This window comes from Flavobacterium sp. OHVDL-2026-0007 (genome assembly GCF_059882335.1).
In genome coordinates this window covers 3,709,331-3,722,771 of record NZ_CM187612.1, presented here as the reverse complement: position 1 = coordinate 3,722,771, position 13,441 = coordinate 3,709,331, and the positions used below count along the sequence as shown (strand labels likewise).

Below are 13,441 nucleotides of genomic sequence, written 5' to 3'. Positions count from 1 at the left end.
AAGTTAGTATATACTTTCTAAAAACACAATAAAAAATATAATTTCTTTGAACCAAACTCCCCTTGAGCCATTAGATCAACTTATATTTAGGATAAGGCTCATTTTATTACGACGCCGCTCTTTCTCTTATGATTGGCAACAGCATCGATTTAGCATGAGCTCGGTCAAAATAGATCGTAGACAGCAGGAAATAGCTTCGAATAAAATTATTTAGCTAATGATCAAAAGATTAAGCAATTAAACATTTCACAAATCTTTTAGAAAATAGTTAAATTATAAAGTTATTACGTAAATTTGCAAAAAATTTACAATTACAAATATACTATAAATGAGTACTACAACTACGCCTTTTGTGGCTTTCAAAGTAAAAGACATTTCTCTAGCGGCTTGGGGAAGAAAAGAAATTGAACTAGCTGAAGCTGAAATGCCAGGTTTAATGGCGCTTCGTGCTGAATATAAAGATGAGCAACCTCTTAAAGGTGCTCGTATTGCAGGATGTTTACACATGACGATTCAAACAGCTGTTTTAATCGAAACTTTAATTGCTCTTGGTGCTGAAGTTACTTGGAGTTCTTGTAACATTTTCTCTACTCAAGATCAAGCTGCTGCTGCTATTGCTGCTGCTGGAATTCAAGTTTATGCTTGGAAAGGTTTAGATGAGCAATCATTTGACTGGTGTATTGAGCAAACTTTATTCTTTGGTGAAGACAGAAAACCATTGAACATGATTCTTGATGATGGTGGTGATTTAACTAACATGGTTATTGACCGTTTCCCAGAATTAGTTCCTGGAATTAAAGGTTTATCTGAAGAAACAACAACTGGTGTTCACAGACTTTACGAAAGAGTAAAAGCTGGAACTTTACCAATGCCTGCTATTAATATTAATGACTCGGTAACTAAATCTAAATTCGATAACAAATATGGTTGTAAAGAATCAGCTGTTGATGCTGTTCGTCGTGCAACTGATTTAATGTTAGCTGGAAAAAGAGTTATCGTTTGTGGATACGGTGATGTTGGAAAAGGAACTGCTGCTTCTTTCAGAGGTGCTGGATCTATTGTAACAGTTACTGAAATTGACCCAATTTGTGCTTTACAAGCGGCAATGGACGGTTATGAAGTTAAAAAATTAAACACTGTAATTGCTAATGCTGATATCATCATTACCACTACAGGAAATAAAGATATCGTACTTGGAGAGCACTTCGAGCAAATGAAAGACAAAACTGTTGTTTGTAACATCGGACACTTTGATAACGAAATTGATATGGCTTGGTTGAACAAAAACCACGGTGCATCTAAAATCGAAATCAAACCACAAGTTGACAAATACACTATTGCTGGAAAAGACATCATCATTTTAGCTGAAGGTCGTTTGGTAAACCTTGGATGTGCTACAGGTCACCCAAGTTTTGTAATGAGTAACTCATTTACAAACCAAACTTTGGCTCAAATCGAATTATGGAAAAACAGTGCTGCTTACAACAATGACGTTTATATGTTACCAAAACATTTAGATGAAAAAGTTGCTGCTTTACACTTAGCTAAATTAGGAGTTGAATTGGAAACTTTACGTGACGATCAAGCTGCTTATATTGGTGTTCCAGTTGAAGGTCCATTCAAACCAGAATACTACAGATACTAGTCCTTTTTAGACTTCTATTATACACAAACCCGATAGCCTTTCAAAAAGCTATCGGGTTTTGTTTTCTAAAGACAAAACCCACAAATTCTACTATACAGTCCGAACAAAGCTTAACTTTGTAAAAAACGTGTATATGAAAAATTTTATCTTTTTAGGCATTGCCATCCTCTTCGAAATCATTGCCACTTCAGCCTTAAAAAAATCAGAACAGTTCACGCAACTTATCCCTAGTATTATTACCATAGCAGGTTATTTCGCTGCCTTTTACTTTTTAAGTTTTGCTATTAGAACCATCCCCGTTGGAATTGCCTACGCCATTTGGTCTGGAGTTGGAATCGTATTAATTACCATCATTGGAGCTGTTTTTTTTAAACAAATACCCGATTTACCTGCTATTATTGGATTGGCTTTTATCCTCATTGGAGTTGTGGTCATTAATGTTTTTTCTACCACTACCGCACACTAATTAAAACAGCATGAAAATAAGCCTCAGAAAAGCCACTATTGCAGACCTAAAAGAAATGCAAGAATTATATACCGAAACCATTCAAGCGGTTTGTCAAAACGATTATGCCCCTGCTGCTATCAAGGCTTGGATCTCAGGTGCGAACAATACCGAACGTTGGATAGAAATCATCCATACCCAAATTGTCTTATTAGCCATCCAACAAGAAAAAATAGCAGGTTTTGGCACCCTCAAAGAAGCCCATTATATTGACTTACTGTACATTCATAAAGACCTGCAACGACAAGGTATTGCCCACAAAATTCTAACAGTCCTAGAACTTGAAGCGCAAAAACGACAGACCATTACCCTAACGGCCGACGTCAGCATAACGGCTAAGCCTTTTTTCGAAAAAAGAGGATTCTTAGTAAAAACCGAACAGCGCAACCTTCGCTTGGGAGTTGAACTAATCAATTACAAAATGGAAAAAAATCTAAAACAAACCGAAGACCATACCGACCGCCTTAAGAAAAATCAGCAGTAAAAAACACCGCAAGTTTCGGATTTTAGGATCGTCAAAACTGTGCGATATTTGTTCTATAAAATACAAATGAAATGGAGACACAAGAAAACCTAGACTACCATCGTATTGCTGATACAATAGCCTATATCAAAGCGAACTTCAAGGAGCAACCTTCCTTAGATGAGCTGGCCGAAAAAGCACATCTAAGCCCCTTCCACTTTCAACGTTTGTTTACTAATTGGGCAGGAACAAGCCCGAAGAAGTTTTTACAATACATCAGTATCGAACATGCCAAGAAAATTTTAAAAGAAAACCAACAGGCCACCCTATTTGATGCCGCTTTCTCCACAGGACTCTCTGGGACGAGCCGTTTACACGATCTTTTTACAAAGATCGAAGGGATGACTCCTGCCGAATTTAAAAATGGTGGTCAAAACCTAAGTATTAATTACAGCTTCGCCGAAAGTCCCTTTGGCAACATTATTGTCGCCTCCACTCCAAAAGGAGTTTGCCATATGGCTTTTGCTGAAAGTGAACCCTCAGGATTAGAGGATTTAACAACCAAATTCCCCCTAGCAACATACGCCCGTAAACTCGACCTCATTCAGCAAAATGCTTTATTCATTTTCCAAAATGACTGGAGCAAGCTCGCTCAAATAAAACTGCACTTAAAAGGTACCGCTTTTCAATTAAAAGTTTGGGAAACGCTACTTAAAATCCCTATGGGACAACTGTCTACTTATGGTACTATCGCGCAACAAATTGAAAATCCAAAGGCAGCAAGAGCGGTAGGCTCCGCAATTGGCAGCAACCCTGTTGCCTTCTTAATCCCCTGTCATCGCGTGATTCAATCATCTGGAGTATTTGGTGGCTATATGTGGGGCAATACCCGTAAAACGGCTATAATTGGATGGGAAGGTGCAAAAATCAATACTGAGCCTGGCTCCAATGGAAAATAGATCGCATACAACCGTAGACATCTCAGGTTAAAGCTGTTCAAAAATTTCTAAATTTGTTGCGTTGCAAAACTCAAACCTCACAGCCCAATCTACTGGGTCTAAAACATAAACATGGACTTATTTAATCCCGACACAAACGAAACAACTAATTTACTACCCCAAGATGGGACTGTACATTACTATGGAAAATTGTTTAGCCGAGAAAAAGCCAACCATTACCTAGAGGTTTTACTTCGTAGCATTGAATGGAAAAATGATCAGGCCATCATCTTTGGCAAACTCATCCTGACCAAAAGAAAAGTGGCTTGGTACGGTGACTCCCCTTTTGAATACACCTACTCCAATACCACAAAAAAAGCACTTCCTTGGTCCACAGAATTACTCGAATTAAAAAGTTTTATAGAAGACAGAACAGGAGAAACCTTTAATTCCTGCTTACTCAATTTATACCATTCCGGCGATGAAGGAATGGCTTGGCACAGTGATGCTGAAAAAGATTTAAAGAAAAATGGCGCCATTGCCTCACTTAGTTTTGGAGCAGAACGTAAATTCGCTTTCAAACACAAAAACACCAAAGAAACTGTTTCTTTAGTATTAGAGCATGGTAGTTTACTCATCATGAAAGACACTACACAAACACACTGGTTACATCGCTTGCCACCCACTAAAACCACTTCAAAGCCGCGCGTTAATTTGACTTTTAGAACCATTACAAAATAAACATCAAACACCTAATCTTAAACGCCATCCCACAAATACAAAACCAGAGAAGTCACTGTACTTCCTTCCCTTTCTAATCATCCTTTTAAAAACGCTTTAAACAACAAAAGCCATCTAAAAAGATGGCTTTTGTTTATAAAATATACATTAAAGATCGCTCTAAAGCCATTCCTCTAGACCCCTTTATCAAAATCATTGCGTCACTAAATTGACTAGTTTTGAGTTTTTTCACAAAATCTTCAAAGGTTTCAAAAAACAGAAGATGATCATTGACCATTTTATGCTCATAAAATGACTTTCCAATCAAATAACAAACCGATTGGCTTTGAATCGCCAAGGAATCAACAATGATCTTATGCTCTTGCACACCTTCGTCTCCCAGTTCAAACATATCACCCAAAATCATTACCTTATTTTTGCTTTTCAATTGCAAGAAATTCGTAATCGCAACGGCCATACTACTCGGATTAGCATTGTAAGCATCCAAAATAATTTCGTTAGATCCTTTTTTCAACAATTGAGATCTATTATTCTCCGGTATATAGTTTTCAATAGCCTCTTTAATGTCCTTTTCCGGAACTTTAAAATAATACCCCATAGCAACTGCCGCATTGATATTATTGGCATTATAAAGCCCTATTAAATGCGATTGCACAGTAAAATTTTTATAATCAATGACCACAAAAGGATTCGCCTCAATACGGTTGATCTCTATATCGGCTTTTTCATTATTAAGTCCAAAACTGAACGTTTTTAATGCTCTAGATTTCTCAAACTGAATTGGATCCTCTAAATTCACAAAAGTCATTTTATCACTTTTAGCTAAGTACTGATACATTTCACTTTTACCTTCAATCACACCTTGCACACCTCCAAAACCTTCTAAATGCGCTTTTCCAAAATTGGTAATATAGCCGTAGTCTGGTTGGGCTATTTCGCATAAAAACTCAATTTCTTTTTTATGATTAGCCCCCATTTCCACGATACCAATCTCTGTCTCCTTGGTGAAAGACAACAAAGTTAACGGAACCCCTATATGGTTGTTTAAATTCCCAACAGTAGCTTTTGTTTTGTATTTTTTAGACAACACTACATTGATGAGCTCTTTCGTAGTTGTTTTCCCATTGCTCCCCGTTAAAGCCACTATAGGAAGCTTTAAATAGGCACGATGAAACTTCGCTAACTCTTGCAAGGCCACCAAGCTATCCTCTACTAGAATAGTCTTTTCATTGATATAATAGGATGCATTGTCAATAATCACAAATAAAGCACCAAATTCCAATGCTGTTACAGCAAAAGTATTCGCATCAAAATTTTCGCCTTTAATAGCAAAAAACATAGAATCTTTCTCAATTTTTCTAGTATCAATTGAGACAGATTTACATTGTAAAAACAAGTTATGAATGTCTTGAATATTCATTTAATTTTTTTTTAGATCGTAAAAATAGAAAAAAAACAATAAAAAAATTCCAAACTCCAAAACTGAATAGTTCAGAATGGAATTTGGAATTTTTTATTGGAATCTCTAAAACTTAATTCCTTGGTGATTTTCTTTTTTCAGATTTAGCACCTACTCTAGACATCGCACATCTAAATCCGATGTAATCAGTTGCCATATCTTGTGGAAAATATCTTCTTTGCGCTGGATCCAACCAATACGCTCTATCTCTCCAAGAACCTCCTTTGTAAACTCTTACATTATCATCGATCAATGTAGTACGTTTACTTGAGTTGTCATATTTTCTAACCATCTGACCCAAACTATCTGTCGTTACATTATGTTTAGGAGAGTTGTACATTTCTTGATCCGCTTTAGTTCCTCCTTCAGAATCTCCAAAGTCAAAATATCTTGAAGATTGTTTATCTCCATCTCTATAATTGATATTGTCACTGGTGGTGAAATTTTGTCTCAAGTAAGTTTCATTTTCATCCACTGGAACCTGAGCAATTTCTCCTGGCAAATTAACTGCCACTTTTTTACCATTACTTAAGGTTTTGTATTGAATATTGTCTTTAGTAACAATTTCTAACTTACCGTCCTTACCAATTTTATTCTTAGCATATTGATTTCCTCTAAAGTAGTTGAAATCGTTTGCTTCATTGTCTATAATAGGTCTGTAAACATCGGCAACCCATTCTGCAACGTTACCTGCCATATCGTACAAACCAAAATCATTAGCTGGGTAGCTTTTTACTTTATTGGTAATATCAGCTCCATCATCAGACCAACCTGCAATTCCACCGTAATCACCGTTTCCTTGTTTAAAGTTAGCCAATTGATCTCCTCTATTTTTACGTTTAGAAGAACGTGTGTAATCTCCAGACCAAGGGTATTTCTTTTGTCCTTTATAGATATTGTATTCTCTTTGTCCAACATCTGCAGCTGCAGCATATTCCCATTCTGCTTCCGTAGGAAGTCTGTATTCTGGTAAAATAACTCCCGAAGAACGTTGTGCGTAAACATTTTTCTCTTCTGGAACTACACCATCTTTTCCTGCTTTAGTTCTTTTACCATTAGGATTTTTCTTCAAAACTAATTCTTCATTACCACCATAAGTAGTGGATGGAGAAGCAAGATAAGCTTCAGTGTTGAATAAACTTTCTGCACTAACATCTTGTGTTTTTGCTCCTTTTTTAAGGTATCCGCTTTTCTCTAAAACCGCCTCATTAACACGGTTAGTTCTCCACTTACTAAATTCAACTGCTTGAATCCAGTTAACACCTACAACAGGATAATCTGCATAGGCAGGATGTCTCAAGTAGTTATTGGTCATCGTTTCATTGTATCCCAAACGATTTCTCCATACTAAAGTATCTGGTGATGCACCTTCGTAAATATTTTTGTAATTTTCTTCTGTTGGAGGAAAAACTTTCTTTAACCATTCTAGGTATTCTAAGTACATACCATTGGTAACTTCCGTTTCATCCATATAAAATGACTGAACGTGTTGCTGAGTCGGTGTGTTATTCCAATCGTGCATAACATCATCCTGTACCATACCCATAGTAAAAGTACCTCCTTCAACAAAAACCAAACCAGGACCTGCCTGCTGTTTTTTTCCTGCATTTCTAGCAGCCGTTCCATTCTGACTATCTACATCCCAACCCGTAGCTCTGGAAGCGTGACTGGAACTCGATTTTTTGCTACAACTAGCCGTGCCTAACATCAATATCATTGACATTATTAATTGCAAGACTACAATTTTGTTTACTTTCATACTCATTCTTAGGTGATAAATTTAGGTGCTGCAATATAATAATTAACATTTAATTAGCAACATCTGTTCTAATAATTTTGTTTAGCTGTTTTTACCAGAAAATAACCTATAGTTACGAACGCAAAAATATACTTTTTATTATTTACTGTAACACGAAAGACTATATTTTTATGTCCCTAAACACTTGAGAACTTTTTTTATTTCCCCTACTTAGGTTACCTGTGACAAGGGCACAGCCTTTCTCAAACCTACACCCCTTACTATCAAACAGAAAGAAACAAAAAATTGATCACTTAAAACATAAAAAAGAGTAATATTTTACCGGATTTAAAACGAACAATCCTTGCTCTTTAGAAAATACTATCAGCTTGATCTTACAAAAAAAACACTACTCTAATACCCATTAAATCAATTTGACACCTCCAAATTACCATGGTTCAGATCACAACCCTAATTCACGAATCAATTGGAACGCCCAAATTACGAAATCCTATTTAAAAAAAAACAGCTCTAAAAGACCAAACAGCAAGTTAAAACTGCGTCATTCAAGAGCAAAAAAATAAATTCCCTACTCCTGCTTACCCATTTAGCCACAAAAAGCAATTACATCTCAAGACAGACCCGGCCAACAAAAAAGTAAAAGCAAAAGTAAGCACGTTTGATAACTATCACCACAGATAAACCACCTAAAAAAATCACTTACAAAACCATTCAGAATTTTAATTCAAACCCAACTACAACCAAATTAAGCCGACAGTAATCCCCAAAATAACCTCATAAACAACACGACTATCCACCCACAAATTCACAAGAATACAGACCTATATATATAGCACAAAAAAACAACCTTTAACACAAGAACCAATTTACAAGTTGCCGGGTCACGAAAAACACCTCTTAACACAATATTAATGCGAAAATCAAGTTATTATAGGTACGGCAAAACTTTTGCTTTAACAAAAACAAACAACTAGTACTTCTAGGCCCCTTTTGAAGACAAAACAACAGTAACTCAGCAAGCAGGACATTAAAACAGTTCTAGTCAAACACATCCTCAATTCTTATGTTTTAAATCACTATTATCCCATAAAACACAAAGATTACACAGACCAAAAACGATATACCCCCATAAAAAAAGAACCAACAAGAATGTACGCTATAAAAACCACAGTCGAAAATAGCCTTAATAGTCAGTTCTTTGCAAAATTTAATTACCAAAAAGACCTCATTTCCAATCGAAAGACCCCAACGAATTGATCACATAAAAAAAGCAGAAAACACAAAAGCTTGTCACTCTACAATAATACATATATTTGCATTACAAATACATTAATCTCATAAATGAAAAAATTATCACTTTTATCAATTTGTTTTTTAATTATTTCACACGCAAAAGCTCAAGATCTTGTTCGCCCAATTAACACAGGGGTATCTTTTTTATTAGTTGCGGCAGATGCTAGAGCAGCAGGATTAGCAGACCAGGGTGTCGCCACATCTTCTGATGTCTTTTCACAGCAATGGAATCCTGCTAAGTATGCCTTCTCGGTAGACAAACAAGGTTTTTCAATAAGCTACACCCCCTATTTAACTGACTTAGCCAATGACATCTCTCTTGGTCAATTGACTTATTATAGCAAAATCAATGAGCGAAGCGCCTTCGCAGGAAGTCTTCGTTATTTTGGTTTTGGAGATATTGAACTACGCACAACAGGAGACCCCAACGAAGCCGTTAGAATTGTATCACCAAACGAATTCACTTTAGACGGATCTTATTCCTTAAAATTAAGCGACAAATTCTCAATGGCGATCGCAGGACGCTATATACGTTCTAACTTAAAAGTAGCTTCTGAGGACATCGATGCTACAGCCTCAGGATCCTTTGCTGTAGATGTGGCAGGATTTTATCAATCAGAAGAAATTGCCTACTCTAGGTTTAACGGAAGATGGAGAGCAGGTTTTAACCTTCAAAATTTAGGCCCCAAAATAAGCTATGACAATGATGATATCAGTTCTAACTTCTTACCAGCAAACCTAAGATTAGGAGGCGGATTTGATTTCATCCTAGACGATCAAAATAAAGTAGCACTTAGTCTGGAGTTCACCAAACTCTTAGTACCTACACCCCCAGGACCTGGCACCGCTTTTGATGCTAACGGAAATGGCGACTTTACTGACCCAGGAGACGTATCACAAGAACAAGCTGACGCTGCTAACTATAACCGCTATAAGAATATTGGTTGGGTTCCAGGGATTTTTAAATCTTTTAACGATGCCCCAGATGGCTTTAGCGAAGAATTAAAAGAAATCACCTATAGTATTGGAGCAGAATATATGTATCAAGATGCATTTGCCCTGCGCTTAGGTTATTTTCACGAAAGTCCTGAAAAAGGAGCTCGAAGATTCTTTTCTTTCGGAGCTGGATTCAAATACAATGTCGTAAAAGTTGACGTTTCCTATTTATTTTCAGCATCAAAAGTTAAAAATCCCTTAGAAAACACCCTCCGTTTTTCATTAACCTTTAACTTTGGTGAAAAATACACTCAAAATTAAACAGCAAACAATAAAAAAATAATAACAATCCAAATTTCTCTTTTTTAGAAATTTGGATTTTTTTTCCCCTCATAACAATGAAAGAAATCAATCACACTACCTCCTTTTTAGTTTTCGAAAACCTACAACAATTACCAAAAGAGATCGAAAACTTAATGCACCAAGCCGTTGAAATTAGAAAAAATGCCTACGCACCTTACTCTCAATTTAGAGTTGGCGCTGCCTTACTTTTAGATAATGGCAAAGTAGTTTTAGGATCAAATCAAGAAAATGCAGCCTATCCATCAGGATTATGCGCCGAACGCGTGGCTATTTTCCATGCCGGAAGTGTATACCCTGAAGCTAAAATTTTAAAAATGGCCATTACCGCTGCTTCAGACAACAACCAAACCAAAGCCCCAATTCCACCTTGTGGTTCTTGCCGCCAATCCATTGCAGAATACGAGATCAAACAAGACACCCCTATAGAAATCTATTTTATGGGTGAAATTGGTGAGATTTATCAGTCAGCATCCCTAAAAAATCTACTTCCTTTTATGTTCGATAAAAAGTTCTTATAAAAAAAACCAAAAAGTGGCTTTTAAATTTTACTTCTTAAACGGAATGTCTTATTTTTGCATCCCGACCTTTCGGGCGCAAATTTGTGGGAGGAAACTATTTTGCGTTATAGGCAACAATTGATAACACAAACAACTTTAGCAAAAGAAAGAATAGAGATGAAAGAAGTTACAAAAGAAGTATATTTAAAGTGGTACGAAGACATGCTACTTTGGAGAAAGTTTGAAGACAAACTTGCAGCATTATACATTCAACAAAAAGTTAGAGGTTTTCTACACTTATATAATGGTCAAGAGGCCGTTTTAGCTGGTGCTTTGCACGCTATGGATTTGACCAAAGACAAAATGATTACTGCTTACAGAAATCACGTTCAACCAATTGGTATGGGGGTTGACCCTAGACGTGTAATGGCTGAACTTTTAGGAAAAGCAACAGGAACTTCTAAAGGTATGGGAGGTTCTATGCACATTTTCTCTAAAGAACACCGTTTTTACGGAGGTCACGGAATTGTTGGTGGACAAATTCCTGTTGGAGCTGGTTTAGCTTTTGCAGATAAATATTTTGAAACTGGCGGAGTTACCATGACTTACTTTGGTGACGGGGCTGCTAGACAAGGTTCATTACACGAAGCATTCAACATGGCAATGCTATGGAAACTTCCAGTAGTATTTATCGTTGAAAACAACGGTTATGCTATGGGAACTTCAGTGGAAAGAACAGCAAATCATACTGATATCTGGAAACTTGGTTTAGGATATGAAATGCCTTGTGGACCAGTTGACGGAATGAATCCTGTAAAAGTGGCTGAGGCAATGACTGAAGCTATCGATAGAGCTCGTCGTGGAGACGGACCTACTTTCCTTGAAATGAAAACGTATCGTTACAGAGGACACTCTATGTCAGATGCACAACTATACCGTTCAAAAGAAGAGGTGGAAGAGTATAAAAAAATTGACCCTATTACTCAAGTTTTAGATGTAATTATGGATCAAAAATATGCTACAGAAGAAGAAATTGAAGTTATTGACCAAAGAGTTAAAGACTTAGTAGAAGAATGTGTGAAATTCGCTGAAGAATCTCCATATCCAGACTTACAACAATTATACGACGTAGTATACGCACAAGAAGACTATCCATTCACACCTCATAAACTATAATATATTATGGCGATAAAAGTAACAATGCCTCGTTTGAGCGATACTATGACGGAAGGAACGGTAGCGACTTGGTTAAAAAAAGTAGGCGACAAAATTAGCGAAGGAGATATCTTAGCTGAAATTGAAACAGACAAAGCAACAATGGAGTTCGAATCTTTCAACGAAGGGACTCTTTTATATATTGGAATTCCAGAAGGAGAAACTGCTCCAGTTGATAGCTTATTAGCTATTATCGGAAATGAAGGTGAAGACATCTCAGCTCTTTTAGCTGGTGGTACTGCACCTGAAGCTCCAAAAGCGGAAGCGGCTCCTGCTGCTGAAGCAAAGACTGAAACTGCAGCTCCTGCTAAAACTGCAGCAGCATTACCTAAAGGAGTTATTGTTGTAACAATGCCTCGTTTAAGTGATACAATGACAGAAGGAACAGTTGCTACCTGGTTGAAAAAAGTAGGTGATGCTGTTGCTGAAGGCGATATCTTAGCTGAAATCGAAACAGACAAAGCTACTATGGAGTTTGAGTCTTTCAACGAAGGAACTTTATTATACATCGGAATCCAAGAAGGAAACACCGCTCCTGTTGACAGCTTATTAGCCATCATCGGACCTGCTGGAACTGACATTTCTGGAATTGCGGAAAATTATACTGCTGGAGGAACTGCAACTGCAAGTGCTCCTGCAACTGAAGAGACAAAAACGGCCCCTGCTGCTGAACAAGCAACAGCTGCTGTTACTGAAACTTCAAACGGAGGAAGAATTTTAGCTTCGCCATTAGCTAAGAAAATTGCTTCTGACAAAGGAATCCAATTAACTCAGGTTAAAGGTTCTGGAGAAAACGGACGTATCGTAAAAAGCGATATTGAAAACTTCACTCCAACTGCACAAGCTCCTGCAACTTCTACTGCTAAACCACAAGAAGCTGCTGCTACTGCTGCACCAAAAGTATTTGTTCCTGCCGGTGAAGTTTTCACAGAAGAGATCAAAAATTCTCAAATGCGTAAAATTATCGCAAAACGTTTGGCTGAATCATTGTTTACTGCCCCTCACTACAACTTAGTGATTGAAGTAAGCATGGATGATGCTATGCAATCAAGAGCAACCATCAATTCAGTGCCAGATACGAAAGTATCTTTCAACGATATGGTGATTAAAGCTTGTGCTTTAGCATTGAAAAAACACCCAAAAATCAACTCTCAGTGGAAAGAAGATGTTATCATCATCAACCACCATGTTAACATCGGTGTTGCTGTAGCAGTTGAAGATGGATTAGTAGTTCCTGTATTGAAATTTACAGACGCTATGAGTTTATCTCAAATCGGTGCTAGCGTAAGAGATCTTGCTGGAAGAGCGAAAAACAAAAAACTAGGACCTGCAGAAATGGAAGGAAGTACGTTTACTGTTTCTAACCTTGGAATGTTTGGTATTACGGAATTCAATTCTATTATCAACCAACCAAACTCTGCTATCCTTTCAGTAGGTGCAATTGTTGAAAAACCAGTAGTTAAAAATGGTCAAATTGTAGTAGGAAACACCATGATGTTATCATTGGCTTGTGACCACAGAACAATCGACGGTGCAACTGGCGCTCAATTTTTACAAACATTAAAACAATACATCGAAAGCCCTGTTACTATGTTGGCATAATTTTGTCAACCTGAGTGCAATCGAA

At 37.0% G+C, this 13,441-nt stretch carries 11 protein-coding genes; 9 read left to right on the top strand and 2 right to left on the bottom strand.

Annotated elements, in window-relative coordinates; translation table 11 throughout:
• Positions 1-328: 328 nt before the first annotated feature.
• From ahcY to AC51AA_RS15280, 5 genes are all read left to right on the top strand, one after another.
• Positions 329-1,645, top strand: a complete 1,317-nt coding sequence (ahcY, locus tag AC51AA_RS15300) for an adenosylhomocysteinase (protein ID WP_229989859.1) — start codon at positions 329-331, stop codon at positions 1,643-1,645.
• A 133-nt stretch (positions 1,646-1,778) separates the two neighbouring features.
• Positions 1,779-2,111, top strand: coding sequence for a DMT family transporter (locus AC51AA_RS15295; RefSeq protein WP_500703088.1), 333 nt, complete (start codon positions 1,779-1,781; stop codon positions 2,109-2,111).
• A gap of 10 nt (positions 2,112-2,121) precedes the next feature.
• Complete coding sequence (locus AC51AA_RS15290) at positions 2,122-2,634, top strand: GNAT family N-acetyltransferase (protein ID WP_500703087.1); 513 nt, start codon at positions 2,122-2,124, stop codon at positions 2,632-2,634.
• A gap of 71 nt (positions 2,635-2,705) precedes the next feature.
• A complete protein-coding gene (locus AC51AA_RS15285; protein WP_500703086.1) occupies positions 2,706-3,572 on the top strand; it encodes a methylated-DNA--[protein]-cysteine S-methyltransferase in 867 nt (288 codons plus the stop codon).
• A gap of 111 nt (positions 3,573-3,683) precedes the next feature.
• Complete coding sequence (locus AC51AA_RS15280; RefSeq protein WP_500703085.1) at positions 3,684-4,292, top strand: alpha-ketoglutarate-dependent dioxygenase AlkB family protein; 609 nt, start codon at positions 3,684-3,686, stop codon at positions 4,290-4,292.
• Between the two features lie 133 nt (positions 4,293-4,425).
• Here the strand turns inward: AC51AA_RS15280 and AC51AA_RS15275 are convergent, their stop codons facing one another.
• Both AC51AA_RS15275 and gldJ read right to left on the bottom strand, forming a co-directional pair.
• On the bottom strand, positions 4,426-5,712 hold the full coding sequence (locus tag AC51AA_RS15275) for a UDP-N-acetylmuramoyl-tripeptide--D-alanyl-D-alanine ligase (protein ID WP_500703084.1): 1,287 nt from the start codon (positions 5,710-5,712) through the stop codon (positions 4,426-4,428).
• Between the two features lie 112 nt (positions 5,713-5,824).
• Positions 5,825-7,510, bottom strand: coding sequence for a gliding motility lipoprotein GldJ (gene gldJ / locus AC51AA_RS15270; protein ID WP_500705647.1), 1,686 nt, complete (start codon positions 7,508-7,510; stop codon positions 5,825-5,827).
• A 1,341-nt stretch (positions 7,511-8,851) separates the two neighbouring features.
• Between gldJ and porV the strand changes: the two genes are divergently transcribed.
• The 4 genes from porV to AC51AA_RS15250 all read left to right on the top strand — a co-directional run bounded on the left by porV (position 8,852) and on the right by AC51AA_RS15250 (position 13,416).
• Positions 8,852-10,060 (top strand): type IX secretion system outer membrane channel protein PorV, encoded by a 1,209-nt coding sequence (porV, locus tag AC51AA_RS15265; protein WP_500703083.1) that lies wholly within the window; start codon positions 8,852-8,854, stop codon positions 10,058-10,060.
• Positions 10,061-10,137: 77 nt separating this feature from the next.
• Positions 10,138-10,620 (top strand): cytidine deaminase, encoded by a 483-nt coding sequence (cdd, locus tag AC51AA_RS15260; RefSeq protein ID WP_500703082.1) that lies wholly within the window; start codon positions 10,138-10,140, stop codon positions 10,618-10,620.
• A gap of 156 nt (positions 10,621-10,776) precedes the next feature.
• The gene (gene pdhA / locus AC51AA_RS15255; protein WP_489237817.1) at positions 10,777-11,775 is read left to right on the top strand and encodes a pyruvate dehydrogenase (acetyl-transferring) E1 component subunit alpha; all 999 of its coding nucleotides are present in this window, start codon (positions 10,777-10,779) and stop codon (positions 11,773-11,775) included.
• Positions 11,776-11,781: 6 nt separating this feature from the next.
• Positions 11,782-13,416, top strand: coding sequence for a dihydrolipoyl dehydrogenase family protein (locus tag AC51AA_RS15250; RefSeq protein ID WP_500703081.1), 1,635 nt, complete (start codon positions 11,782-11,784; stop codon positions 13,414-13,416).
• The last annotated feature ends 25 nt before the right edge of the window (positions 13,417-13,441 follow it).